Source organism: Bacillus sonorensis NBRC 101234 = KCTC 13918 (genome assembly GCF_001592005.1).
GTDB classification, from domain to species: domain Bacteria; phylum Bacillota; class Bacilli; order Bacillales; family Bacillaceae; genus Bacillus; species Bacillus sonorensis.
In genome coordinates this window covers 51518-76084 of the sequence record NZ_BCVZ01000018.1, presented here as the reverse complement: position 1 = coordinate 76084, position 24567 = coordinate 51518, and the positions used below count along the sequence as shown (strand labels likewise).

At 46.3% G+C, this 24567-nt stretch carries 27 protein-coding genes; 21 read left to right on the top strand and 6 right to left on the bottom strand.

The features are described 5' to 3' along the window. Positions 1-15 precede the first annotated feature (15 nt). Positions 16-213: a hypothetical protein gene (locus BTR1S_RS17150; RefSeq protein ID WP_006638867.1), complete on the bottom strand. Its 198-nt coding sequence runs from the start codon at positions 211-213 to the stop codon at positions 16-18. Between the two features lie 69 nt (positions 214-282). On the opposite strand from BTR1S_RS17150, the gene kapB reads away from it, so the two are divergent. Further along, positions 283-669, top strand: coding sequence for a kinase-associated lipoprotein KapB (gene kapB / locus BTR1S_RS17145; RefSeq protein ID WP_006638868.1), 387 nt, complete (start codon positions 283-285; stop codon positions 667-669). A gap of 28 nt (positions 670-697) precedes the next feature. On the opposite strand, the gene kapD is transcribed toward kapB, so the two are convergent. Then, positions 698-1315 (bottom strand): 3'-5' exonuclease KapD, encoded by a 618-nt coding sequence (gene kapD / locus BTR1S_RS17140; protein ID WP_006638869.1) that lies wholly within the window; start codon positions 1313-1315, stop codon positions 698-700. Positions 1316-1613: 298 nt separating this feature from the next. On the opposite strand from kapD, the gene BTR1S_RS17135 reads away from it, so the two are divergent. From BTR1S_RS17135 to BTR1S_RS17125, 3 genes are all read left to right on the top strand, one after another. Then, the gene (locus BTR1S_RS17135; protein ID WP_006638870.1) at positions 1614-2792 is read left to right on the top strand and encodes an MFS transporter; all 1179 of its coding nucleotides are present in this window, start codon (positions 1614-1616) and stop codon (positions 2790-2792) included. Between the two features lie 133 nt (positions 2793-2925). After that, positions 2926-4761: a transglycosylase domain-containing protein gene (locus tag BTR1S_RS17130; protein ID WP_051397518.1), complete on the top strand. Its 1836-nt coding sequence runs from the start codon at positions 2926-2928 to the stop codon at positions 4759-4761. A 22-nt stretch (positions 4762-4783) separates the two neighbouring features. Further along, positions 4784-5191, top strand: coding sequence for a thiol-disulfide oxidoreductase DCC family protein (locus tag BTR1S_RS17125; RefSeq protein WP_006638872.1), 408 nt, complete (start codon positions 4784-4786; stop codon positions 5189-5191). Between the two features lie 56 nt (positions 5192-5247). Here BTR1S_RS17125 and BTR1S_RS17120 read toward each other — a convergent pair whose 3' ends face one another. Continuing rightward, positions 5248-5805: a YufK family protein gene (locus BTR1S_RS17120; RefSeq protein WP_029418724.1), complete on the bottom strand. Its 558-nt coding sequence runs from the start codon at positions 5803-5805 to the stop codon at positions 5248-5250. 192 nt (positions 5806-5997) lie between these two features. On the opposite strand from BTR1S_RS17120, the gene malK reads away from it, so the two are divergent. The 10 genes from malK (at position 5998) to maeN (ending at position 17108) form a co-directional block, all read left to right on the top strand. After that, positions 5998-7599: a malate sensor histidine kinase MalK gene (malK, locus tag BTR1S_RS17115; RefSeq protein ID WP_029418725.1), complete on the top strand. Its 1602-nt coding sequence runs from the start codon at positions 5998-6000 to the stop codon at positions 7597-7599. Further along, positions 7592-8299: a two-component system response regulator MaeM gene (gene maeM / locus BTR1S_RS17110; protein WP_006638875.1), complete on the top strand. Its 708-nt coding sequence runs from the start codon at positions 7592-7594 to the stop codon at positions 8297-8299. Before malK ends, maeM begins: the two co-directional genes overlap by 8 nt. A gap of 382 nt (positions 8300-8681) precedes the next feature. Further along, positions 8682-9761 (top strand): BMP family lipoprotein, encoded by a 1080-nt coding sequence (locus tag BTR1S_RS17105; RefSeq protein ID WP_006638876.1) that lies wholly within the window; start codon positions 8682-8684, stop codon positions 9759-9761. Between the two features lie 113 nt (positions 9762-9874). After that, complete coding sequence (locus BTR1S_RS17100) at positions 9875-11410, top strand: ABC transporter ATP-binding protein (RefSeq protein ID WP_006638877.1); 1536 nt, start codon at positions 9875-9877, stop codon at positions 11408-11410. Then, positions 11403-12449, top strand: a complete 1047-nt coding sequence (locus BTR1S_RS17095; protein WP_029418726.1) for an ABC transporter permease — start codon at positions 11403-11405, stop codon at positions 12447-12449. The genes BTR1S_RS17100 and BTR1S_RS17095 overlap by 8 nt, the downstream gene beginning before the upstream one ends. Next, entirely contained in the window at positions 12450-13409 is a 960-nt protein-coding gene (locus tag BTR1S_RS17090; protein WP_006638879.1) for an ABC transporter permease, read from the top strand. It abuts the gene before it with no gap. Between the two features lie 232 nt (positions 13410-13641). Then, positions 13642-14178, top strand: a complete 537-nt coding sequence (pssA, locus tag BTR1S_RS17085) for a CDP-diacylglycerol--serine O-phosphatidyltransferase (RefSeq protein ID WP_006638880.1) — start codon at positions 13642-13644, stop codon at positions 14176-14178. A 6-nt stretch (positions 14179-14184) separates the two neighbouring features. Beyond that, entirely contained in the window at positions 14185-14667 is a 483-nt protein-coding gene (locus BTR1S_RS17080) for a DedA family protein (RefSeq protein WP_029418727.1), read from the top strand. Positions 14668-14701: 34 nt separating this feature from the next. Next, the gene (locus BTR1S_RS17075) at positions 14702-15490 is read left to right on the top strand and encodes a phosphatidylserine decarboxylase (RefSeq protein ID WP_006638882.1); all 789 of its coding nucleotides are present in this window, start codon (positions 14702-14704) and stop codon (positions 15488-15490) included. Positions 15491-15761: 271 nt separating this feature from the next. Further along, positions 15762-17108: a sodium/malate symporter MaeN gene (maeN, locus tag BTR1S_RS17070; protein WP_006638883.1), complete on the top strand. Its 1347-nt coding sequence runs from the start codon at positions 15762-15764 to the stop codon at positions 17106-17108. Positions 17109-17166: 58 nt separating this feature from the next. Here maeN and BTR1S_RS17065 read toward each other — a convergent pair whose 3' ends face one another. Next, on the bottom strand, positions 17167-17400 hold the full coding sequence (locus tag BTR1S_RS17065; protein ID WP_006638884.1) for a hypothetical protein: 234 nt from the start codon (positions 17398-17400) through the stop codon (positions 17167-17169). Between the two features lie 237 nt (positions 17401-17637). Here BTR1S_RS17065 and BTR1S_RS17060 point away from each other — a divergent pair, with 237 nt between their 5' ends. The 7 genes from BTR1S_RS17060 to mnhG are packed head-to-tail and all read left to right on the top strand — an operon-like array spanning position 17638 to position 23404. Then, positions 17638-20040 (top strand): Na+/H+ antiporter subunit A, encoded by a 2403-nt coding sequence (locus tag BTR1S_RS17060; RefSeq protein ID WP_006638885.1) that lies wholly within the window; start codon positions 17638-17640, stop codon positions 20038-20040. Next, positions 20037-20468 carry a Na(+)/H(+) antiporter subunit B gene (locus tag BTR1S_RS17055; protein ID WP_006638886.1) on the top strand — a complete coding sequence of 144 codons (432 nt, stop codon included), beginning with the start codon at positions 20037-20039 and terminating at the stop codon, positions 20466-20468. The genes BTR1S_RS17060 and BTR1S_RS17055 overlap by 4 nt, the downstream gene beginning before the upstream one ends. Further along, positions 20468-20809, top strand: coding sequence for a Na(+)/H(+) antiporter subunit C (locus BTR1S_RS17050; protein WP_006638887.1), 342 nt, complete (start codon positions 20468-20470; stop codon positions 20807-20809). The genes BTR1S_RS17055 and BTR1S_RS17050 overlap by 1 nt, the downstream gene beginning before the upstream one ends. Beyond that, on the top strand, positions 20802-22280 hold the full coding sequence (locus BTR1S_RS17045; RefSeq protein WP_029418728.1) for a Na+/H+ antiporter subunit D: 1479 nt from the start codon (positions 20802-20804) through the stop codon (positions 22278-22280). Before BTR1S_RS17050 ends, BTR1S_RS17045 begins: the two co-directional genes overlap by 8 nt. A gap of 5 nt (positions 22281-22285) precedes the next feature. Further along, positions 22286-22762 (top strand): Na+/H+ antiporter subunit E, encoded by a 477-nt coding sequence (locus BTR1S_RS17040; RefSeq protein WP_006638889.1) that lies wholly within the window; start codon positions 22286-22288, stop codon positions 22760-22762. Continuing rightward, on the top strand, positions 22762-23046 hold the full coding sequence (locus BTR1S_RS17035; protein ID WP_006638890.1) for a Na(+)/H(+) antiporter subunit F1: 285 nt from the start codon (positions 22762-22764) through the stop codon (positions 23044-23046). The genes BTR1S_RS17040 and BTR1S_RS17035 overlap by 1 nt, the downstream gene beginning before the upstream one ends. After that, entirely contained in the window at positions 23030-23404 is a 375-nt protein-coding gene (gene mnhG / locus BTR1S_RS17030) for a monovalent cation/H(+) antiporter subunit G (RefSeq protein WP_006638891.1), read from the top strand. The genes BTR1S_RS17035 and mnhG overlap by 17 nt, the downstream gene beginning before the upstream one ends. A 40-nt stretch (positions 23405-23444) precedes the next feature. Here the strand turns inward: mnhG and BTR1S_RS17025 are convergent, their stop codons facing one another. Continuing rightward, the gene (locus BTR1S_RS17025) at positions 23445-23837 is read right to left on the bottom strand and encodes a hotdog fold thioesterase (protein ID WP_006638892.1); all 393 of its coding nucleotides are present in this window, start codon (positions 23835-23837) and stop codon (positions 23445-23447) included. A gap of 18 nt (positions 23838-23855) precedes the next feature. Then, positions 23856-24494, bottom strand: a complete 639-nt coding sequence (comA, locus tag BTR1S_RS17020; RefSeq protein ID WP_006638893.1) for a two-component system response regulator ComA — start codon at positions 24492-24494, stop codon at positions 23856-23858. Between the last annotated feature and the right edge of the window lie 73 nt (positions 24495-24567).

Genomic DNA, 24567 nt, shown 5'->3' with positions numbered 1-24567 from the left:
AAGCCGGGGCTCTTTTCACCGTTTATGCCCATCTTGGTTCAGCGTTTTTTCAAGCTTTTCGGCTTTTTTCGCTTCAATTCTGGAATGCTTGACGATCAGCCGGAATACTAAAACAGTGATGATCAAGAAAATCGCCAACGTGATAAAAGAAGGAATGTATTCTCTTTTATCTTCAGGAAAATACAGCATAAATTGAATCAGAAATGGCGGCATTTTTCTTCCTCCCCGATTTTTTTACAATGCTTGCCTTTTATTCCATCATACCATCAGGAGGCGGATGCAGTGAATCAGTTTCAAGTCGGAGATAAGGTGAAAGGCTTTTATAAAACAGGTGTTTATATTGGAGAAATTACCGATATTAAACCGATGCACTATCTGGTCAAAATTCTCGCCGTTCTTACTCATCCGAAGCAGGGCGATCTTCATCATCCAAAGGATGCGGACGTACCTTTTTTCCATGAGCGGAAGGCGCTTGCCTACCGAGAACAAACAAACATTCCGCACCATATGGTCAAGCCGTTCGACGGTCCTGTTCCGGAATACGAAGAGTCCCTCCGCGACGCGTTGACCCGCTTTAAAAAAGAGTTATTACGCGATCCTTCAGATTATGCGGCAAAATCGCTTGAACATGCCGCTGTTCTCGAGAAAGAATATTTTCCAAACAAATAACCCAATCTTCTATCCAAGATTGGGTTTTTTACGTGGCGTGCGGAAACACTTTGGAAAGATCAATCCTTTCGCCGATCGTCGTTGGCTTCGGATTCTCCAAATATTGTTTATCCCGTTCCACCAGTTGAAATAATTTATATGTCGTCATCGCGTCATCAAGCGCTTTATGCTGTTTGCCCGTTCCTAAATCGCCGTATTCCTCGGCGGCTTTCCACAAATTCGTCAGTGTTTTGTCGCCAAAAAATTCCTTGTACTCCATTGACAGATCTCTCATTTCCCCTTTGAATGGAAACGGAACATGGTTAAACATACAATTTTGTTTCAACACTTTCATATCCATGTTTCCCCATGTGATAATGACGCTGTTTTGATCCGGATCAAGCTCCTTCAGTTTGTCAATAAATGAATGAAACGTCATGCCTTGATCAACTTTTTCCTGTGTAATGTTTAAAAACGATTTGCACCGTCTCGTCAATTTAGGAAACTTCTTTGGTTTGATATAGCTGGAAAACGTCTCCGCCACCTCATCATCCACCACTTTTACGATCCCTGCTTCAATGATTTCCGGAAAAAAATTTTGCGGATGATATTTCCCCTCAGGCATTGTAAATTCAAAATCAATAATCAGTAAGGTGCTTGGTTTCACTTTTTACACCTCCCTTTCTTATCGCAATATAAAGCATTCTGAGGAATCTTCCGGATTTATCCCGTTGCGTCCCTAAGACTTGCTGCCCGACACGTTTTCATTTCTTTTATTATATCATTATATTTCTATATTTAAGTATTATTTTCTGAAAATGTTGAAAATTCTTTCAAACGCCTGCCATGTTTAAATTGGAGAGCTCCTTCCGTCATCTCTTGCCAAGATTCCTTTATAATGGAATGGAATTCAATTTTTTAAGAAGGTGATTCGCATCTCTGTTTATAAGAAAAACCTTTTGATTATGTGGTTTGCGAATTTTTTTGTCGCGGCAAGCTCCACCATGATCCTCCCGTTCCTTTCCCTGTACATCAAGACCCTCGGTGCTCATCCGGACGGATTTACCGAAAAGTGGAGCGGGTATGTCTTTGGCATCACATTTTTAATGGCTTTTTTGGTTTCCCCTTTTTGGGGAAGGTTTGGCGATAAACACGGCTACAAAAAGATACTGCTGATCACGGGTTCCGGAATCGCAACAAGCATTCTCCTCATGTCTCTTGTCACGTCTGTATATCAGCTGTTTTTTCTGAGAATGGTGATGGGCCTGGTCACAGGCTTCATTCCAACATCCTTGGCGATGATTTCCGCGCAGACGCCGAAAAAAGCGGCTGGCAAAGTGCTTGGCACCTTGCAGATGGGCACGGTCTCGGGCGGATTATTCGGACCTTTGCTCGGCGGGCTTCTTGCCGATCATGTCGGTTTTACATATACCTTTTTTATCACGTCATTCGTCATTTTCGGGGCTGTCTGTCTCGTCTTGGCCGGAGTCAAAGAGCGGCCGCTGAAAGTTAACCGGGGTCAATCCGCTCCTTATACGAGAAAACAGGTATTAAAAACGATTATAGGGAATCAGCCCCTGATCACGGTTATGCTGCTGACGGCGATCACTCAAATCGGAACCTTCAGCATTCAGCCGCTTCTTGCCTTGTATGTCGGCGAGCTGCACGGCACTCGGCATCTGGCGTTCTTTTCCGGGTTGGCTTTTTCCGCCACAGGTCTTGGCAGCCTGCTGTCCGCGAGAAAGTGGGGCGCTTTAGGCGACCGGTTCGGTTATGGAAAAATTTTGATCATCCTCTTGCTCGCGGCCGCGGTCTTCTTTATCCCTCAAGGCTTGACATCGTCATATCACATGTTTGTCATCTTCCGCTTCCTGTTCGGCATCGCCCTGGGCGGAATGATACCATGCATTACGGCTTTCATCCGCGTTCAGGCTCCGGGCGCCATACAGGGGGAAGTCCTTGGCTACAATGTCAGTTTCAGATTTTTGGGCAATGTGATCGGCCCGGTTCTGGGCGGAATGATCTCCAGCCATTTTGGCATTTCTTCGGCCTTTTACGTTACCGCTTTTCTCTTTTTCAGCGGAGCCTGCCTTTTGCTCTTTCAAAGGTCTCAAGCGAAAAAAACAGAAGCCAAAGCAAGCTGACATTGCATAAAAAACAGGAAATCTATAAAAATATCCTTCTCGCCGTTCAAAAAGAATGGTACGATATGGCTAGAAATTTGCGGAAAAGAGAGTGACCAAGTTGCGTTCAATTATTGGGTGGATTTTACTCATCATGTTAATTCCTATTTTTGTATATATGTTAGTCGCCTCCGGGCAGGAGGCCCAGGTCATGCAGCCATTGGATCGTGTGCTGGATGAAAAAATCGATATAAAAGACAGCGGCCTTGTACAAAACAGCTACATGTACGACCGTGACGGCGCTTTGATTTCTGAAATGGTTTCAGATCACCAGAACCGGGTGTTCGTCTCCTATCAAAACATTCCCGATCCTGTCAAACAGCTGTTTCTGACGTCAGAGGACCGCCATTTCTTTCAGCATAAAGGCTTTGATTTTATCGGGATGGTCCGGGCCGCCGCGGCCAATTTCAAAAAAGGCGGCATCGACCAGGGAGCAAGCACCATTACACAGCAGCTATCGCGAAACTTGTATTTGAGCCATGAACGCTCCTTCGACCGCAAGCTGACTGAGCTCCTGTATTCCTATCAGCTTGAAAAAAGGTTTTCTAAAGAAGAAATTTTCGAGAAATATTTAAATACGATTTATTTTAACAATGGCGTTTACGGGATCGGCTCTGCGGCTTCTTTTTATTTCAGCAAGCCTCTGAAATCGCTCAGCCTTGCTGAAATGGCATTTATTTGCGCGATCCCTAATAACCCTACATTATATGATCCTTTAAAACATTTTGACTACACAAAAACCCGTCAAAAGCGGCTTCTTCAAGGGCTGAAAAAAGCCGGGGTCATTTCCGGGAAAGAGTACAAACAAGCGGTTAAGCAAAAAATCAAGCTGAATATTAAAGAAAAGAAAGACGCTTATCCCGACTATGCGACATATGTCAATGATGAATTCAAAAAGCTGGTATCCGCTTCCGAAGGATTTGACGAACGGCTGAAAAAGGCTAAAACAAAAGAAGAAAAGAAAAAAATTGAAAAAGAGCTCTCCAACCGGATCACCGCCCTTCTGACAAAAGGCATTAAAATCTACACGGCGCTCGATCCGGCGATGCAAGAGCGGGTCGTCCAGCAGGTCAACAGCCGGCTTCCGTATGAAGGAGTGCAAGGCGGTGCGGTGGTCATCAACCACCAGACACATCAGATCGTCGCAATGTCAGGGGGGAAACAATATCAGAAATACAATTTCAATCTCGCCTATCAGGCTCACAGACAGCCCGGTTCATCGATAAAACCGCTCCTTGATTACGGACCTTACATAGAGGAAACCGGTGCAACGGCCGGCAGCATGATCGACGCAAGCAAGTTTTGCAGCAAGGATTACTGTCCGAACAACTATAATGAAAGAACATACGGAACCGTTTCGCTTAAAACGGCCTTTAAATATTCCTACAATACACCGGCCGTGCGGATGCTAAACCAGGTAGGCGTGCAAAAAGGGTTCAGCTATTTGAAGCCGTTTAATTTCGAAAAAATCGTTCAGAGGGACTACCGTCTCCCGGCTGCCCTGGGCGGGTTCACGGACGGTTTCTCACCGCTGGAGATGGCGGACGCCTATACGACCTTTGCCAATAACGGCAGCTACACGGCCAATCATGCGATCACAAAAGTGACGGATCTAAAAGGCAAAACCCTTTTCAAATGGAAAAGCAAACCGAAGCAGGTCTTCAGCATTAGAACGAACAATCAAATGCGCGAACTTCTGGCGGCTGTTGTCAAAGAAGGAACCGGACGAAAAGCGAATTTCAGCGGCGGATATGTAGGCGGTAAGACAGGGACATCCAACAGCTACAGGGATCTGTGGTTTGTCGGACTGACAGATGCATATACGATGAGTGTTTGGGTTGGAAAAGAAGCCAAAGGCAATGTGGAATTTCTTCACAATGCAGCGCCTCACCTTTTGATCTGGAAAGGAACGCTGCAAAACGCATATTAAGCATGAAACGGGGTGGCCGCAGATGAAAGAGATGCCTGATCATATCGTCCTTTTTGACGGGATATGCAATTTTTGCAACGGAGCCGTTCAATTGATCATCAAACATGATCCTGAAGGCCTGTTTTCATTCGCTTCTCTGCAATCTGACATCGGCCGGAAGCTGCTCAAGCAACACCGGCTCCCCGCCGATCATTTTGACAGCTTGATCCTCATAAAAAACGGCCGCGTCTACATGAAGTCATCGGCGGTGCTGCAAGTCGCAAAGAGCCTTCCCGGGCTGTGGCGGGCAGCAGCCGTTTTTCTCATCATTCCAAAGCCGCTGCGGGACGCGGTTTACAGCCTGATTGCGCGGAACCGCTATAAATGGTTCGGTCAAAAAGAGACATGCATGATTCCCGGCCCTGATATCAGGAAGAGATTCCTGCCATAAAAAAACCGGAGCCTCTGGACGGCCGTCCATGCTCCGGTTTTTTTACGGCTGTCTGCTTATACGGGCAGACTGGCCATCATGCTGTTGTAAAGCTTCATCATGAGATAGATTGTTCCAATTGCAAAAGTAAACCAGAACAGCAGCTGAAACATAATAAAGCCGATCAATGAAACAAATGAAAGCGTGCCGTGGATGGCATAAACGATGAAAATAAAATAAACGAGCGTCGCCAGCAGGAAAAGCACCGCAATTCCTACAGCATATTGGACAAAAATAAACGATAAAAGACTTGCCCCGAGATAGATCGCGGAACCGATCCTGATTTTCTTCAGGTTGGCGCCTTCCGGATCTTTGGCAAAAAATAAAAGAGAAAGCTCTGTCACTGTGTTTGCGATTAATTTCAACGCGGAAAACACCATAAAAAAGATAAGGGCAAAAACGGCAAACAGCGCCATCCTGATGCCGTTCTCAGAAAAAAACTCTAGCATGCCTTCGTAAATGCCGAGAGAAGACAAAACCTGCATGGCATAGATAACGGCTGAAATCGCCAGTGAAGAACTAAAAAGCAGTATTGCGAAAAACGGAAAATAACCTGTTATGTAAGTATTTTTCATAAAAAAGACCCTTTCTGATATGTTCCATCATTCATTATGTACGACTTTAGCACCTGTTGACAAGAATATTTTCCATATTTTTTATCTGATCTGTGTTTTCAGGATGAGGACATGCAGTTTTCTTCACAAATCCGCCATTTGCCTGTAAAGTATTACTTGTTGACTTTACCAATAGATCGCGAGGAATCGCCAGTGAAAAAAACATTAAAACTTCAGACCCGCTTAACGATATTTGTCTGTGTTGTCGTCTTTATTTCTTTATTGATCACATTTTTCATGATCGGATCTGAAACGGCCAGAAACATACGGGAGCAGGAGCAGGCGAGCGCGCTTCAGACGGCGCAGGTGATCGCCGAAGCGCCGCTGACGGTTCAATCCCTTGAAAACGGCGAATACAAAAAACTTCAAGCTTACACATCCCGCGTTCAGAAGATAACAAAAACAGAATTTATCGTTGTCATGGATATGAACAGCATCCGCAAAACCCATCCCGATCCGCATAAAATCGGAAAGAAATTTGCCGGCGGCGACGAACAAGAGGCGCTGAAAGGACATCAGCACATCAGTACCGCAAAAGGGACGCTCGGCGTATCCCAGAGGGCGTTTGTTCCCGTCTTTAATGAAAAAGGAAAACAGCTCGGCGCCGTTGCGGTTGGAATCACGCTGAATGAAATTCAAGAGATCATCAACCGGAGCCTGCGTCCTTTATATACCGTCATTATACTCAGCATCTGTGTCGGCATTATCGGAGCCGTCATTGTAGCCAGAAAAGTAAAAACGATCATGTTCGGAATGGAGCCCTACGAAATTGCCACATTGCTGAATGAGCGTAGCGCCATGCTCGAATCGACGAAGGAAGGAATTCTCGCCGTTGATCAAAAAGGCAGAATCAAGCTTGCCAATGCTGAAGCAAAACGGCTTTTTAAAAAAATGGGGATTAATGAAAATCCGATTGATCAGGATGTGAGCAACCTCCTGCCGAACAACCGTCTGAAACAAGTGATTGAAACCAAGAAGCCCGTCAATGACCGCGATGTCAGAATCAACGGTCTTGAGCTTGTCTTTAACGAAGTTCCGATCCACTTAAAAAAAGGCGACATCGTCGGAGCCATCGCCACCTTCCGGGACAAAACAGAAGTTAAGCACTTAGCTGAACAGCTGTCAGGTGTTAAAATGTATGCAAACGCACTGAGGGCGCAATCCCATGAGTTCATGAACAAACTCCATGTCATTCTCGGACTTGTCCAACTAAAGAACTATGATGAACTCGGGAAGTATATAAAAGATATTGCGATCTACCAGCAGTCTGAAACAAGCGAAATCATAAACCACATCAAAAATTCCGTCCTCGCGGGCTTTCTTCTCGGCAAACAAAGCTATATCAGGGAACAGGGAGCCGCCTTGGAAGTCCATTGTTCGACGAGAATCCCCGACACCGCGGATACCGAAGTGGTTCATGACTTGATCACCGTCATCGGCAATCTGCTCAACAATGCCCTTGATGCCGTCTCGGCTTCAGAGAAAAAGAACATTTCGATTTCATTCAGGCATCATGACGGCCATCTTGATATCGAGGTGAGCGATACGGGGGTCGGCATAGCTGAGGAAGACCAGGAGAAACTGTTTGAACAGGGCTTTTCAACAAAAGGATCAAATCGGGGATTGGGACTTTATTTCGTTGAACAATGTCTTGAAAATTTAAATGGACATATTATCGTGACGAGCGAAAAGAATGAAGGAACGACATTCAGTCTCCGCATTCCGTACGCACCAAAGGAGGATGACCATGATTGACGTATTAATTGTCGAAGACGACCCAATGGTGAGAGAACTGAATAAACGCTACCTCAGCCAGGTGGACGGATTTCGCTTGAAGGGAATTGCCGCTTCTTTTCAAGAGGCGGTCTCCTTCCTGCGCGAGCACCACGTCGACCTGATTCTGCTTGATATTTACATGCCGGGCAGAAACGGCGTCGAGCTTTTGACAGAAATCAGGCGCCAAAACCAGGCGGTCGATGTAATCGTCATTTCAGCCGCAAGCGAAATGGACGTTGTTCAAAAAACGCTTCGCTTCGGAGCCGTCGATTACTTAATCAAACCATTTGAATTCGAGCGGTTTCAAACCGCCCTCACCGACTACAAGCGAAAGCAGCAAATTTATGCAAGCAACCGGAATATCAGCCAGAAAGAACTCGATTTTGAGCTTTTTCAAAAAAGACGGACGCCTGAAAAAGTCCACCTGCCAAAGGGATTGACCAAAAGCACCCTAAAATTAATCTGGTCAAGCATCAAATCGTTTGACAGCCTGACATTCACGACTGAAGACCTGGCCAATCATACAGAAATCTCCCAGGTATCGATCCGCAAGTATTTGAAATTTCTGGAGGAAATCGAGGTTCTTAACGTCGAAATGGCCTATGGAACGATCGGGAGACCCGTTTTCCAATATAAATTAAATACGAACGACATGAATGTCATCAACCAGTATTTATAGTCCGGCTCTCCCCCCTTTCTGTGAAGGGGGATTTTTTTGTCGAAAAAGCTTGTCACATCTGATGCCAAAGCGCTTGAATCGATATGAGACGTGTTATACAAGAGTAACTATCACGTGATTCAGAATGATTTCTAGCTGAGAACGTATCATGTTAAAGTCTCAGTTTTTTTGAAATTTAAGCAATTTTCTATTTATTTATCCTGAACAAAGTGATAAATTATGATTGGTTGGCTGATTGTGAAATAAGTCAGATGTCTTATTTCCTGAAAATCGGGATCGGCTTGATGATATGCCGGCGTTTCTTCAACATGATGAGGCGATGGTCTCATTCGAATGAACGTTCATCCCGGGCTGATCAAAAACAAAACGGGGGGGTTTTTTCTTGAATACACGCAAAGCTGGACTGGCTCTTTCGCTTGTATTGGCGGCGGGCGCGATTTTGACCGCATGCGGGGCAGGCGGAGAAAAGACGAGTGGAGAAAAGGGAAAAGACCAGTTTACGGTCGCCATGGTAACAGATGTCGGAGGGGTGGACGACAAATCATTTAACCAATCCTCATGGGAAGGAATTCAGGCCTTTGGAAAAGCCAACAACCTGGAAAAAGGCAAAAACGGATATGACTATCTGCAGTCTAAATCAGATGCAGATTATACGACAAATCTCAATAAATTGGCGCGTGAAAAGTTCAGTCTGATTTACGGCGTCGGCTATCTGATGGAGGATGCCGTCAGCGAAATTGCGGAACAGCGCCCTGACAGCCACTTTGCCATCATCGACGCTGTCGTTGAGAAAGACAATGTGGCAAGCATCACATTCAATGAACATGAAGGGTCATTCCTAGTCGGCGTCGCCGCAGCCCTATCAAGCAAATCCAAAAAAATCGGTTTTGTCGGCGGAATGGAGTCGGAATTGATCGAAAAGTTTGAATCCGGTTTCCGTGCAGGCGTACAAGCCGCTGATCCAAAAGCGACCGTGCAGGTCAAATATGCGGGCGCCTTTGACAAAGCCGACCTTGGGAAAGCAACGGCTGAAAGCATGTACAAATCGGGCATAGATGTGATTTACCATGCAGCCGGCGGAACCGGAAACGGCGTATTCACCGAAGCGAAAAACCTTAAAAAAGAAGATAAAAACCGCAGCGTCTGGGTGATCGGTGTAGATAAAGACCAGCATGCAGAAGGACAGGTCAAAGGAACAGACTCAAATGTCACACTGACCTCCATGATCAAAAAAGTCGATGTAGCCGTCAAAGACCTGACTGAAAAAGCAAGCAAAGGCGATTTTCCCGGAGGCAAAACCATCACGTACGGCCTTAAGGAAGACGGCGTCGGCATCGCTCCGACAACTGATAATCTGTCGAAGGACACCATCAAAGCAATCAACGAATGGAAACAAAAAATCATTGACGGCAAAGTCAAAGTACCATCTTCCCGCAAAGAGCTGAAAGACTTCAAGATATAGCCTTCATAAAAAAGGCTCTTCACACCGGGCCGACTCTGCCGCAAAGCCGCAAGAAGCTGCAGTCATGCAGCTTTTCTTATGCTGATCTTAAAACAAAGGAGCGGACCATAACCGTGGAATATGTCATTGAAATGCTAAACATACGCAAAGAATTCCCAGGTATCGTCGCCAATGATCATATTACCCTGCAAGTGCAAAAAGGCGAAATCCATGCCCTCCTCGGTGAAAACGGCGCGGGAAAATCGACTTTAATGAACGTGCTTTTCGGTTTGTACCAGCCTGATCAAGGCGAAATCCGGGTTCGCGGCAAATCGGTAAACATCACCAGCCCCAACATCGCCAATGACCTCGGAATCGGCATGGTTCATCAGCATTTCATGCTCGTCGATACATTCACCGCAGCCGAAAACATCATCATCGGGAAAGAGCCAAAACGATACGGCATGATAGACAAAAAACGCGCCGTCCGAAAAGTGCGCGAGCTTTCTGAAACATACGGCCTCGAAGTCGACCCAGAAGCAAAAGTATCAGACATGTCGGTCGGGATGCAGCAGCGTGTGGAAATATTGAAAACCCTCTATCGCGGAGCAGACATTCTCATTTTTGATGAACCGACCGCCGTCTTGACGCCCCAGGAAATCAAAGAACTGACTCAAATCATGAAAAATCTTGTGAATGAAGGCAAATCGATCATTTTGATCACACATAAGCTGAAAGAGATCATGGAGACCGCAGACAAGGTCACTATTATCAGAAAGGGAAAAGGCATCAAAACCCTTGATGTCAAGAACACGGACAAGGATGAGCTTGCCAGCCTGATGGTCGGACGCGACGTCTCTTTTACAACCGCCAAAAAAGCTGCCGATCCCCAGAATGAAGTGCTGTTGATCAGCGATTTGACCGTAAAAGACAACCGCGGCATCAAGGCCGTCAAACGGCTGAGTTTATCGGTCCGCGCCGGGGAAATCGTCGGAATAGCCGGAGTGGATGGAAACGGTCAGTCAGAGCTGATTGAAGCGATAACAGGGCTGAAGAAAACACATGCCGGCACGATCGCCTTAAACGGAAAAGAAATCCAAAACATGCCGCCGCGGCGCATTACGGAAGCCGGCGTCGGCCACATTCCGCAGGACCGCCACAAACACGGCCTTGTCCTCGATTTTCCGATCGGCGAAAACATCGTGCTGCAAAGCTATTATAAACGCCCTTTTTCGAAGTACGGTCTATTGAACAAAAAAGAAATTGCTCAAAAAGCGAAGCAAATCATCGGCGAATTTGATGTGCGCACGCCTGATGAATACACGCCGGCCAGGGCGCTGTCGGGAGGAAACCAGCAAAAGGCGATCATCGGCCGTGAAGTTGACCGCGGACCCGCTTTATTAATCGCGGCACAGCCGACGCGGGGACTTGATGTCGGCGCCATCGAATTCGTTCATAAACGGCTGATCGAACAGCGCGACGCAGGAAAAGCGGTTCTCCTCCTTTCATTTGAACTGGATGAAATCCTGAATGTCAGCGACAGAATCGCCGTGATTTTTGAAGGCGGCATTATCGCTGAAGTCGATCCAAACGAAACGACAGAGCAGGAGCTTGGCCTCCTGATGGCCGGAAGCAAGACAAAGGAAGCGGGGAAAGAAGCCAATGTTTAAACGATTATCATCTTTATTCATCCCCCTTACAGCCATTGTTCTCGGATTGCTCGCGGGAGCCGTGATCATGCTTCTGAGCGGGTATGACGTCATCAGCGGCTACTCCGCCCTGTGGAACGGCATTTTCGGAGAAGCCTATTACATCGGTGAAACCGTCAGGCAGATCACCCCTTACATCTTATCCGGCCTCGCTGTAGCGTTCGCTTTTCGGACGGGGCTATTTAACATCGGTGTCGAAGGGCAGCTCCTGGCAGGCTGGACGGCTGCCGTTTGGGTCGGGACGGCGGTCGAAGCGCCGATGTTCATCCACCTCCCGCTCGCCGTCTGCGCCGCCGCGCTTGCGGGCGCTCTGTGGGGATTCATTCCGGGCATTTTAAAGGCGCGCTTTTACGTGCATGAAGTGATTGTGACGATCATGATGAACTATATCGCCCTGCATGTCACCAACTATTTGATCATGTCCGTCATGACGGATCATAAAGATAAAACCGAAAAAATTTCGGAAACCGCGTCTCTCAGATCGGATTTTCTTGAGAAAATCACCGATTTTTCAAGGCTTCATTGGGGAATCGTCATCGCCCTGATCGCAGCTGTCATCATGTGGATCATCATTCAAAAAACGACAAAGGGCTTTGAACTGCGCGCCGTCGGCTTCAACCAGCATGCCTCCAAATATGCGGGAATGAGCGTGAAGAAAAACATTGTCATGTCAATGGTCATTTCCGGCGCCTTTGCCGGCATGGCAGGTGCGATGGAGGGCCTTGGAACGTTTGAATACGCGTCTGTGAAGGGAGCGTTTACAGGCGTCGGCTTTGACGGAATCGCGGTCGCCCTGCTCGGCGGAAATACGGCGCTCGGCGTAGTGCTCTCGGCATGTCTGCTCGGAGGATTAAAAGTAGGCGCTTTGAACATGCCGATTGAAGCCGGGGTTCCGACGGAAGTCGTTGATATCGTCATCGCCATCATTATTTTATTTGTCGCTTCACATTACATCATCCGCCTCATGATTCAAAAACTGGGCAGCAAGGGGGGAAAATAAGTGGATATCCTGCAAATCCTCGGCATTATCGTTCCTGCTACGCTTGTCTACTCCGCCCCGCTTATTTTAACTGCTCTCGGAGGCGTCTTTTCCGAAAGATCGGGGGTTGTAAACATCGGGCTTGAAGGCTTAATGATTGTCGGGGCGTTTACAGCCGTTATCTTTAATTTGTTTTGCGCACAACATCTCGGGACTTTTACGCCTTGGATCGGCCTGCTTGCCGCAATGGCCGCCGGAGGCCTCTTCTCCCTCCTGCATGCAGCCGCTTCGATTTCATTCAGGGCCGATCAGACGGTCAGCGGGGTCGCCATTAATATGCTGGCGCTCGGCAGCACATTGTTTGTTGTAAAGCTGATCTACGGAAAAGCGCAGACAGATAAAATTCCCGAGCCGTTTTATAAAACGGACATCCCCGGGCTGAGCAGCATCCCGGTCGCGGGCGAGATTTTTTTCTCGGATGTATATGTGACGTCGATATTGGCGGTCGCGCTTGCCGGCGTTTCCTGGTTCATTTTGTTTAAAATGCCGTTCGGCCTGCGGATCCGCTCTGTCGGCGAACATCCGCTGGCCGCTGATACGATGGGTGTGAATGTGTTCAAGATCAGGTATGTCAGCGTCTTTATCAGCGGGTTGTTCGGCGGTTTGGGCGGAGGCGTGTATGCGTCAACAGTGACGCTTGATTTTTCCCATGCCACCATCACCGGTCAAGGATTCATTGCCCTTGCAGCGCTTGTGTTCGGAAAATGGCATCCGCTCGGAGCTCTTGGCGCCGCCCTGTTTTTCGGCTTCGCACAAAGCTTGAGCATTATCGGTTCGATGCTCCCTCTGTTTAAAGAAATACCGAACGTCTACATGCTGATTGCGCCTTACGTGTTGACGATCCTCGCACTCGCAGGCTTTATCGGCAGGGCTGACGCGCCAAAGGCAAACGGCATTCCATATATAAAAGGAAAACGATAACAAAATCATTGGTATTGAGAGAACTTTATGGTTCTCTATTTTTTTGCCTGTTTCCTTAATAAAATATAAATTTTGTTGACGCAGCCAATGTTTTTACCACTTTTATGGTATGATGAAAAAGTCTGGCTACAACCGTTTCAGGAATTTTATTGCAGACGCCGGATAAATCATATAAAATGTAACATTGTTTAATTTCTATATAAAATAGTTTTTTTAAAGGATGCGAGAACAATTGAAAAAAACTATCATCCCTTCTTTGATTACGATCGGAAACTTTCTTTCGGGCTTTTCAGCCTTATTGCTGGCTTTCAAAGGGTATTTATTCTTGGCGATTTTGTTCGTTGTCCTCGGCGCCATTTTGGACAGCCTTGACGGAATGGCGGCCCGCAGATTAAATGCGGTCTCCCCATTCGGAAAAGAATTGGACTCATTGGCCGATATTATTACATTCGGTATCGCTCCGGCTATTATTACATATTCAATCGTTTTTCATGATGCGCCGATCATGGGCCTCCCTTCAACATTGCTGTTCCCTGTCTGCGGTGCTCTCCGGCTTGCACGCTTTAATATTCAGTCAGGGGAACAGGAGTATTTTACAGGGGTTCCAATTACAGCGGCAGGCACCATACTGGTGTGCCTGAACTTTTTATTCGAGATTATCGGCAAAAAGGCGTTCATTATGATTACCTTATTCCTGTCCTATCTCATGGTCAGCAAAATCAAAGTCATCAGTCTAAAAGGGAAAAATCTATTGAAGAAAGTGAGCTAGGGTTTCATGGATTTGGCAAAAGAATTAATTTCCCAATACGGGTATTTTGCGATTTTCGGCATGCTTGTTCTCGGAATTGTAGGGCTGCCGATCCCCGATGAGGTCATGATGACATTTGTCGGTTACTTGTCTTCTATTCAAATATTAAACTATGGACTAGCGGTATTGATCAGTTTTTCAGGCGCTTTATCCGGGATGATCATCAGCTATTTTCTTGGAAAAAAAATCGGTAAACCGCTGCTCGATAAATTCGGAAAGTGGATCGGACTGACGCCGAAAAGGCTTGATACCGTTCATCGCTGGTTTGACAAATACGGACCGTGGACGATCGTTTTCGGTTATTTCATTCCGGGCATCCGCCATGTGACATGCTATCTTTCAGGGATGAATGAAATGAGAATGAGAAAGTTTCTGACCTTTGCCGGTTCAGGAGCTTTTATTTGGTGTTTGGTTTTTATTACGATAGGCTACACGATCGGAGTCATTTAAAAGCCCCCGGATGACAACAGAAGGAGTGAACAGCTTGAAAAAGCGGCTTTACCGGTGTTTGATTGAATTGACAAATAAAAAAGGCATATCCCAGGCATTGAAAAAGTTTGCTCAGTCAAAGCTCAGCAAACCGCTCATCCGCCCTTATATTCAGGCTTTCCGGATCAACACGGAAGAAATGCTTGAGGATGCCCGTTCTTTTAACAGTTTGCACGAGCTCTTCATCAGAAAACTAAAAGACGGGGTCCGTCCGCTTCCTTCAGCTCCTGACTGCCTGATAAGCCCTGTGGACGGGGTGATTGAAGAAATGGGAGCGATCACCTCCGATAAACGCTTTTTCGTCAAGAACAAACCTTATTCAATCGAAGAAATGATCGGCAGTGATGAAGTGGTAAACCGGTATTTGGGCGGAACCTATATTATCATCTATTTAAGCCCGCAGGATTACCACAGAATTCACAGCCCCGCGAACGGCACGCTTCAACGGCAATATTCGCTTGGGAGCACCTCCTATCCTGTCAACCGCATAGGTTTGACATACGGCAAATCGCCGTTGACGAAAAACTACCGGATGATTTCGGAATTCAAACATCAATATGGATCTGCACTGCTGGTCAAAGTCGGAGCGATGTACATCAATTCCATCGTCATGCTGCAAGAGGCGAAGGAATGGCGCCAAGGCGAAGAAATCGCCTATTTTTCTTTCGGTTCGACCGTTATTTTGCTTTTTGAAAAAGGCACCTTTATCCCGGCCGGCAGCCTCCGCTCTTCACTGAAAGTGAAAATGGGGGAGGTTTTGGGATCACTGACAAATCCAAAATAGGCCCGCCTCCCCCGAATCCGGGGGCGTTTTTTTAAGCTGCCGGTTCAAAAAACACCTCTATTTAAATAACCAAAAAACGTTCCCTGCTTCGAAAAGGCTTTCAAACTAGCCTAAAATACCCATAAATAAAACATCCTCAAAGGACAGCGCTTTCCTACAAGGCCTTTTTTCTCTTTAATTTAATTAACTATTAGTTATTTTAATTTAAAAATACACAAAAACGTCACTTTTCTTCTAAAATTAAAACCATACAAATATGGGGGTGTTTTTCATGGAAGCAGCAAAAGAATTGAAACCGGTTACAAAACATGATGATCAAACAAAACATAAAAACGCATTTCAAAAATTGATCAGCTGGAAGATCGGGGTTATTCCGTTTCCGCTTTATATTGCTTTGTCGATCATTATTTTTCTATCAGCTTATTTTAACCAGCTGCCAAACGATATGCTCGGCGGCTTTGCCATCATTATGATTTTGGGCATCTTCCTCGGAGATATCGGCCAGCGGATTCCAATATTGAAAGATATCGGCGGACCTGCGATTCTTTCATTGTTCGTCCCTTCGTTTTTAGTCTTTTATAATGTGCTGAATCCGACTTCTTTGGATGCGGTTACAACATTGATGAAAACATCGAACTTTCTTTATTTTTATATCGCTTGCTTAGTGGCAGGAAGCATTTTGGGCATGCACCGCACGATTTTGATTCAAGGCTTTATGAGAATGTTCGTGCCGCTTTTGGCCGGTACCATCGCCGCTGTCTCTGCCGGGATTCTCGTTGGTTTACTGCTTGGCTACAGCCCTTATGAATCATTCTTCTTTATTATCGTACCGATCATTGCCGGCGGCATCGGCGAAGGAATCTTGCCGCTGTCTCTCGCTTATTCGCATATTCTGGGCCAATCTACCGATGTCTTTGTTTCACAGCTTATTCCAGCGGCGATCATCGGAAACGTCGTGGCGATTATTTCCGCCGGACTGATGAAAAAGCTTGGTGAAAAACGTCCTGAGCTAAATGGAAACGGACGGCTTGTCAAATCGAAAAAAGACGATGAGATTTTCAACCAAAAAGAAGAAGAGCCTAAAATTGATTTGAAATTAATGGGCGCCGGCGTTCTGATCGCTTGTTCGTTCTTCATTTTCGGCGGCCTTGTTTCAAAATTCATCGCGATCCCCGGAGCGATCTTAATGATCATTGCCGCGGCTGCAGTGAAGTATGCGAAGCTCCTGCCGGCCAGCATGGAAAAAGGCGCACACCAGCTGTACAAATTTATGTCCTCCAGCTTTACATGGCCGCTGATGGTCGGATTGGGCATTCTTTATATTCCGCTTGATGACGTGGCATCCGTGATCTCACTGCGCTTCGTTATCGTCTGTGCTTCAGTCGTCGTTGCAATGGTAGCCTCAGGTTATTTTGTCGGAAAATTAATGAACATGTACCCGGTTGAATCAGCTATTGTCACAGGCTGTCACAGCGGACTTGGGGGAACAGGGGATGTCGCCATCCTTTCGGCTTCAGGCAGAATGGGGCTTATGCCGTTTGCCCAGATTTCAACGCGCCTCGGCGGAGCAGCAACCGTCATTATGGCAACGATTTTGTTGAGATTTTTCACGTCATAAAAGCGTATAAAAAAACAAAAAGGAGTCTGATCTATACGATCGGATTCCTTTTTTGTTTTCAGCGCTTCTCTACTCTGATATATTCCCTCGATTTAAAGGGGGCGCTTTCTTTTTTCTCCAAAGACTGATTCCCGCTGCCCGCCTCAAAAGGAATGTAGTCGCCTCTGTATTGGCGCTCTTTATCCGCCCCCGTACCCGGGGCGTTTTCCCGGGTCATGTCCCTGTCGATCAAAAACGCTCCCGCAAAAAGCGAACAAAATAAACTGAAGCTGACAAAAGCTTTTGTTCTCATCTTTTATCACCTCAGTTTTCAGCTTGATCAAAAAAACTTTCCATTATGCCTTCTTTTTTGTTAAAATTATTTCAGGTTCATAAGACCGCATAAAACCTGATGGCTTGTGATCATGCAGCCGATTAAAATTTGAGTTATAATTTGTCTAGGTCACCGGTTCTAAAAAAGTACATTACGTTTGAAAATTTTAGTATGGAACAAAATGTATTTATACAAGCTACTAAAGGGAGGTTCATGATGACGTCTTTACATATTGCAATATTATCGCCTTTTGTACTCGCCTTCTTTATTCCGCTATTGGCGAAATATGTCCGAAAGATCCATACGGGTTGGTTTGTTCTGATTCTTCCGGTTTTATTATTTATTTATTTCTTCCGTATGATCGGCATGACGGCACATGGCGGAACATTAAAAGCCGTACTGGAATGGATCCCGTCTTTCGGCATTAATTTCACCGCCTATGTTGACGGCCTGGGACTCCTGTTTGCCCTGCTGATCACGGGGATTGGATCTTTGGTTGTTCTGTACAGCATTTATTATCTATCCAAAGAAAGGGAGCAGCTCGGCTCTTTTTACGTTTACCTGCTCATGTTTATGGGAGCGATGCTCGGTGTCGTTCTCGTTGATAACGTCATTGTACTTTATTTATTTTGGGAATTGACCAGCATATCCTCTTTTCTGCTCATCGGCTATTGGCACAAGCGGGAAAAATCGCGATATGGCGCGACAAAGTCGATGCTGATTACGATTTTCGGCGGTCTTTCGCTGCTTGGAGGATTCATCCTGCTTTATATCATCACGGGTTCATTCAGCATCAGGGAAATGATCAGCCAGGTTGATCTGATCTCATCCAACGGCTTTTTCCTTCCGGCTCTCGTGCTGATTTTAATCGGAGCCTTTACAAAATCGGCTCAATTTCCTTTTTACATCTGGCTTCCGGATGCGATGGAAGCACCGACCCCGGTCAGCGCTTACTTGCATTCCGCGACGATGGTCAAAGCGGGGATCTATTTGGTCGCAAGATTCACTCCAATCTTCGCTTTTTCAGGCGAGTGGTTTTGGATCGTTTCTCTGACGGGGATTGTGACGCTGTTCTGGGGTTCGTTCAACGCTGTCAAACAGACTGATTTAAAAGCGATTCTCGCATTCTCCACCGTCAGCCAGCTGGGAATGATCATGTCGATGCTCGGCGTCGGCTCGGCGGCTTTGCATTTTCATCATTTTGAATATTATCTGGTCGCGGTTATTGCCGCCATTTTTCATCTGATCAACCATGCCACCTTTAAAGGCAGCCTTTTCATGGCAGTCGGAATCATCGACCATGAAACTGGTACGCGGGATATCCGCAAGCTTGGCGGTTTAATGACAGTCATGCCGATTACGTTTACAATTTCGCTGATCGGCGCTTTTTCAATGGCGGGATTGCCGCCGTTTAACGGATTTCTAAGTAAAGAAATGTTTTTTACGAGCATGATCAGAATCACTGATTTCAACCTGTTCAATGCGGATACGTGGGGCTTTTTGTTCCCTGTTCTGGCATGGACGGGCAGCGTGTTCACATTTATTTATTGCATGGTTTTGCTGTTTCAAACATTCGGCGGAAAATATCAGCCAGAAAAACTTGAGAAAAAAGCGCATGAAGCTCCGCTCGGCATGCTGATTTCGCCGATTATTCTCGTGTCTCTCGTGGTGATTTTTTTCTTTTTCCCGAACATTCTGTCTTATAGCATCATTGAGCCGGCGGCGGCTTCGATTATGCCGAGCCTTTTGGACAATGATCAAAAATTCAAGGTTGAGATTTCAATGTGGCACGGTTTGTCGCCTGAGCTCTACATGACGCTCGGAGTTGTCGCGCTCGGTGTTCTCGCTTATGTCACCCTTGGCAGATGGAAAAAGGTCTACGGCCTGTTCCCTGAAACATTGACGCTGAACAGATTGTATGACCGTTCCCTGTACGGGCTTGAAAAAGGCTCAAACAAAGTGACGCGGACATACATGACAGGATTCCTTCGGGATTATCTCGTATATGTTTTTGTATTTTTTATTATCGCAGTCGGCGGTTCGCTTGTGATTACAGGCAGCTTTTCCTATAGCGTGAAAGGGAACGCTTCAATCGGCGTTTATGAGCTCGTTCTGTCAGCGGTTATGATCGCCGCCACCTTTACGACGGTGTTTGCCAGATCAAGGCTGACGGCGATTATCTCACTTGGTGTCATCGGCTATACGCTCGCCTTATTCTTTGTAATATTCAGGGCGCCCGATCTGGCGCTGACACAGCTTATCATCGAAACGATTTCTGTGGCGCTGTTCCTTCTGTGCTTCTACCATTTGCCGAAGCTCAGATTCAAACCGAAAACGAAAAAATTCAGAATCACCAATGCGCTCGTTTCGATCGGCGTGGGAGCCGTCGTGACGCTGCTGGCCTTGGCTTCAAACAGCCAGCGTTCCCTTGAAAGCATCTCATCCTACTTTATTGAAAACAGCTATAAGCTTGCCGGCGGCCACAATATCGTCAACGTAGTGCTGGTCGATTTCAGGGGATTTGATACATTGTTTGAAATTACCGTGCTTACCATTGCTTCGCTTGGGATTTACGGCATGATCAAGCTCAGAATGGAAAAGGGGGGAGAAGAGCAATGAAAAAACAACAGACGAACGATGTGATTTTGCAGACTGTTACAAAGGTCACCAGTTTTATCATTTTGCTCTTTTCATTCCACATTTTTTTAGCCGGTCATAACCAGCCGGGCGGCGGCTTTATCGCCGGTTTGATGACCTCGTCTTCATTCGTGCTTCTGCTGCTTGCCTATGATTTGAAAACGGTGAAAAACATCCTGCCCGTCAACTTTATTTATGTGGCCGGGACGGGCTTGCTGGTATCCGTCTGTACAGGCATCGGTTCATTTTTGTTCGGCACTCAGTTTCTCTCGCACGCTTTCGGCTATTTTCAGCTTCCATTGCTCGGGAAAACGGAGCTTGCCACTGCGGTGCTGTTTGATACCGGTGTATATCTAGTGGTGGTCGGTGTGACCATGACCATTATTCAGACGATTGGAGAGAGAGAATAATGGAGATTTTAATGTCTTTTATTGTAGGAATTTTGTTCATGGCGGCGACTTATTTAATGCTGTCAAAAAGCCTTCTGAGGGTGATCATCGGAACGGCTGTTCTCAGCCATGGCGTCCATCTCCTTTTATTAACGATGGGAGGGTTAAAAAAAGGGGCGCCGCCGATTTTACAAGATGGCACTTCGGCCTATGTCGATCCGCTTCCGCAGGCTCTTATTCTGACAGCGATCGTTATCGCCTTCGGTGTCACATCGTTTCTTTTGGTCATGGCCTTCCGCGCCTATCAGGAGCTGAAAATGGATGATATGGATCAAATGAGGGGAAATGATCAACATGAATAATCTCGTAATCTTGCCGATATTGATTCCTTTATTGGCCGCAGTTTTGCTTATATTTATGAATAAATCGATCAAGCTGATGCGCGTATTCAGTGCCATATCTTCCATTGCAGCCGTGGCCGCGGCGGCCGTGCTCGTGAAGACCGTGTTTACAGACGGGATCCAAACCCTTTACCTCGGCGGCTGGAAGCCCCCGTTCGGGATCATTCTTGTCGCCGATCAATTCGCCAGCCTTCTCGCTTTAACAACGGCGATTATCGGATTCATGACGGTGCTGTATTCGTTTCGTTCAATCGGGGAAAAGCGGGAGCGCTTCTTTTACTATCCTGCTGTCCAGTTCCTGCTGGCGGGAGTAAGCGGCGCATTTTTAACGGGCGATCTGTTCAACCTGTTTGTATTCTTCGAGGTTCTGTTAATGGCTTCATATGTTTTGATTGTCATTGGCGGCACGAAGATTCAGCTGAGAGAATCATTGAAATATATCGTCTTTAATATTATTTCTTCAGCTTTATTCGTAATCGGAGTCGGCTATTTATACGCCGTGACGGGCACCTTAAACATGGCGGATCTCAGCGTCCGGATCAGCGAATCAGGGCATACCGGACTGATCACCGTCATCGCCGTGCTGTTTCTCATTGTCTTCGGGCTGAAAGGCGGCATCTTCCCGCTTTATTTTTGGATGCCCGGGTCTTATTATGCACCGCCTGCGGCAATCTCCGCTTTGTTCGGGGCGCTCCTCACAAAGGTCGGATTGTACGCGATCACCCGTGTGTTTACGCTGATTTTCACACAAGACGCCGCCTATACCCACCAGCTGATGGTCTGGCTCGCGGCTCTCACAATCATATTCGGGGTTATCGGCTCAATCGCCTATTGGGACGTCCAAAAAATCATCATTTACAATATTGTGACAGCGGTCGGCGTCATCCTGTTCGGCATCGCCGCAAATACCCCCGCTTCCATTGAAGGCTCTGTCTATTATCTGGTTCACGACATGATCATCAAAGGGGCCATGTTTATGCTTGGGGGGGCGCTATTTACACTGGCCGGAACGAACAACCTGAAAAAAATGAGCGGCTTCATCAAAACCCATCCCGCCCTTGGCTGGATGTTCATGATCTCAGCCGTTTCCCTGGCCGGAATCCCGCCCTTCAGCGGTTTTATAGGAAAGCTGAAAATTGCGGAAGGCGGCTTTACGAGCGGAGAATTCGTCATCACCATGCTGATGCTTTTATCCAGTCTGCTTGTCTTATATTCGGTCATGAAAATTTTTATCAACGGATTTTGGGGAGATGAATGGAAGGATGCCCCGCCAAACAGATCGGTAAAAGGCTTCATGTATCCGGCAGCGATCCTGCTTTTCCTGTCGCTCGCCATCGGGATCGGCACCGAGTTTGTCGCTCCGTACTTTCACCAGGCAACAGATACGCTGATTCACCCTGAAAAATACATTGAAGCCGTTTTGAAGGAGTAGATCGCATGGCACTACAAATATTATTGAACTTTATTCTTGCATTATGCTGGATGTTTTTGAACAATGATCCTACCATTGTCGGCTTTATTATCGGGTACGCGCTCGGATTATTCTCGCTCTTTTTAATGAGGCGCTTTTTTCACCGCCGTTTTTATGTCATCAACATTTGGGCGATTATCATGCTGCTGTTTATTTTCATAAAAGAGCTGCTGCTCGCCAATATTAGCGTTTTAAAAACGATCCTCTCACCAAAGCTTAAAAATAAACCCGGGATCTTCGCTTTTAAAACAGACCTAAAAGCGGACTGGGAAATTACGGCTCTGGCGAATCTGATTACGTTGACGCCGGGCACATTAGTCGTCGATATTTCAGACGACCGTTCCATCCTTTATATTCATGCGGTCGATATAGACGATGCCGAAAAAGCCATCAACGACATCCGCCATTCATTTGAAGAAGCCATTAAGGAGGTAAGCCGCTGATGTTTGAATTCATTCTCCAGCTGTCGCTCGGCATTTTGGCGGTCTCCACTTTTCTGTACGTTCTCAGGGTCATCAAAGGACCGAGCATCCCTGACAGAGTGGTGGCGCTTGATGCGATCGGCATCAATCTGATCGGTATTACGGCTCTCGTCTCGATTCTTTTGAATACATCCGCTTTTTTAGAGGTCATTTTGCTGATCGGCATTTTAGCATTTATCGGAACCGTTGCATTTTCAAAATTCCTTGAGAAAGGAGAGATTATTGAAAATGATCGCAGCCGCTAAATTGATCATTGCTGTCCTCATTCTTGTGGGCGCGCTTATATCCCTTGCCGCGTCATTTGGGACATTGAGGCTCCCTGATGTCTATTCGCGAATCCATGCCGCGTCAAAAGGGGCGACATTGGGCATTATCAGCGTTCTGCTCGGCGCATTCTTTTACTTCTGGTTTCTGCACGGAATCATTACGGCAAAGATCCTTCTCGGGATCGTCTTTGTCTTCCTGACGTCTCCCGTAGGCGCCCATTTAATCGCCAGAGCCGCCTACAATACAGGGGTGAAAATGGAAGAAAAAACCGTCCAGGATGACTATGAAGGATATCGAAATTTCGTCATCAAAAAGAAAGATGACTCTTATTTATAAAGAAAACTCGCCCGTTGAGGCGAGTTTTTTTATGGAAGATTTATGATGAGGAGGAATTCCGCACGACAGCCATGGTGCAGCGCGAAATGCAGATGAGGCGGTCTTGTTCATCCCGGATTTCAATATGGAATACCATCGTGCTTTTACCGATATGAAACGGGGTTGCAACTGCTTTGACAGTGCCTTCCTTGACGGACTTAATATGATTGGCATTGATCTCAAGTCCAAAGCATGCCTGCTGTTTTGGATCAATATGCTGGTATGCTCCGATGCTGGCGACCGTTTCCGCCAATGCGACAGAGGCACCGCCATGGAGAAAACCGAACGGCTGGCGCGTCCTTTCATCAACAGGCATGACGGCGACGCACCGTTCTTTATTGCATTCCGTCACTTCTATGCCCAATGCCTCAAGAAGCGTATCTTTCGTCTTCATCCTATCTCCCCCTTCTGCTCAAAGCACGCCTTCAGATTTTGCAATCAAAACGGCTTCCGTACGTGAACCGACATTCAGTTTATTAAATACGGACGTCAGACTGTATTCGATCGAACGCTTGCTCAGATGCAGCGCATCGGCAATCTCCTGATTCGTATAGCCTTTTTCAACTTCTTTTAAAATCAGGCGTTCTCTCTCGGTCAATACATCATGCTGGGTCTCTTGGCTGTTTGATTTCGTTTTTTGCTGGGTGATCAGATCCTTCAAGTAATCATAGTCAACGACAATTTTGTTATCCAATACTTGATATATGTATTCAATAATCTTTTCTTTCGACTCTGTTTTGCTAATCGCACCATGCATGCCGGACCGGATCGCTTCCTCAAAATAATCCTCAACTTCGTATCCGGTGTACACAATAATTTTGCATGATGAACAGGTCTCAAGGATTTTCTTAGAGAGGTCCATTCCGTTGATTTCACCCAGATTCAAATCCATTAAGATCAGGTCATACGCAGAAAAATCATGTTTAGTCAGAAATTGTTCGCTGGCTTCCGGGCTGAGGCAATCCACAAGAAAATCCTGGTTCGTCTCAAGAATTGCCTTCGTCCCCTCCATGACAGCCGGATGATCATCGATCACAAGTAATCTTCTCATAACTTCCTCCCTTTTCCGTTCCCTAACACCATTTTATAGAAAAAACTTGGCAGATGCCAAGCAAAATCCCTTT

Excerpts from the sequence above, each read along its gene's own strand:
- BTR1S_RS17150 (WP_006638867.1), bottom strand. The coding sequence starts at position 213 with ATGCCGCCATTTCTGATTCAATTTATGCTGTATTTTCCTGAAGATAAA.
- BTR1S_RS17135 (WP_006638870.1), top strand. The coding sequence starts at position 1,614 with ATGTGGTTTGCGAATTTTTTTGTCGCGGCAAGCTCCACCATGATCCTC.
- BTR1S_RS17130 (WP_051397518.1), top strand. The coding sequence starts at position 2,926 with ATGTTAATTCCTATTTTTGTATATATGTTAGTCGCCTCCGGGCAGGAG.
- BTR1S_RS17125 (WP_006638872.1), top strand. The coding sequence starts at position 4,784 with ATGAAAGAGATGCCTGATCATATCGTCCTTTTTGACGGGATATGCAAT.
- BTR1S_RS17120 (WP_029418724.1), bottom strand. The coding sequence starts at position 5,805 with ATGAAAAATACTTACATAACAGGTTATTTTCCGTTTTTCGCAATACTG.
- maeM (WP_006638875.1), top strand. The coding sequence starts at position 7,592 with ATGATTGACGTATTAATTGTCGAAGACGACCCAATGGTGAGAGAACTG.
- BTR1S_RS17095 (WP_029418726.1), top strand. The coding sequence starts at position 11,403 with ATGTTTAAACGATTATCATCTTTATTCATCCCCCTTACAGCCATTGTT.
- BTR1S_RS17080 (WP_029418727.1), top strand. The coding sequence starts at position 14,185 with ATGGATTTGGCAAAAGAATTAATTTCCCAATACGGGTATTTTGCGATT.
- maeN (WP_006638883.1), top strand. The coding sequence starts at position 15,762 with ATGGAAGCAGCAAAAGAATTGAAACCGGTTACAAAACATGATGATCAA.
- BTR1S_RS17065 (WP_006638884.1), bottom strand. The coding sequence starts at position 17,400 with ATGAGAACAAAAGCTTTTGTCAGCTTCAGTTTATTTTGTTCGCTTTTT.
- BTR1S_RS17060 (WP_006638885.1), top strand. The coding sequence starts at position 17,638 with ATGACGTCTTTACATATTGCAATATTATCGCCTTTTGTACTCGCCTTC.
- BTR1S_RS17055 (WP_006638886.1), top strand. The coding sequence starts at position 20,037 with ATGAAAAAACAACAGACGAACGATGTGATTTTGCAGACTGTTACAAAG.
- BTR1S_RS17050 (WP_006638887.1), top strand. The coding sequence starts at position 20,468 with ATGGAGATTTTAATGTCTTTTATTGTAGGAATTTTGTTCATGGCGGCG.
- BTR1S_RS17045 (WP_029418728.1), top strand. The coding sequence starts at position 20,802 with ATGAATAATCTCGTAATCTTGCCGATATTGATTCCTTTATTGGCCGCA.
- BTR1S_RS17040 (WP_006638889.1), top strand. The coding sequence starts at position 22,286 with ATGGCACTACAAATATTATTGAACTTTATTCTTGCATTATGCTGGATG.
- BTR1S_RS17035 (WP_006638890.1), top strand. The coding sequence starts at position 22,762 with ATGTTTGAATTCATTCTCCAGCTGTCGCTCGGCATTTTGGCGGTCTCC.
- mnhG (WP_006638891.1), top strand. The coding sequence starts at position 23,030 with ATGATCGCAGCCGCTAAATTGATCATTGCTGTCCTCATTCTTGTGGGC.
- BTR1S_RS17025 (WP_006638892.1), bottom strand. The coding sequence starts at position 23,837 with ATGAAGACGAAAGATACGCTTCTTGAGGCATTGGGCATAGAAGTGACG.
- comA (WP_006638893.1), bottom strand. The coding sequence starts at position 24,494 with ATGAGAAGATTACTTGTGATCGATGATCATCCGGCTGTCATGGAGGGG.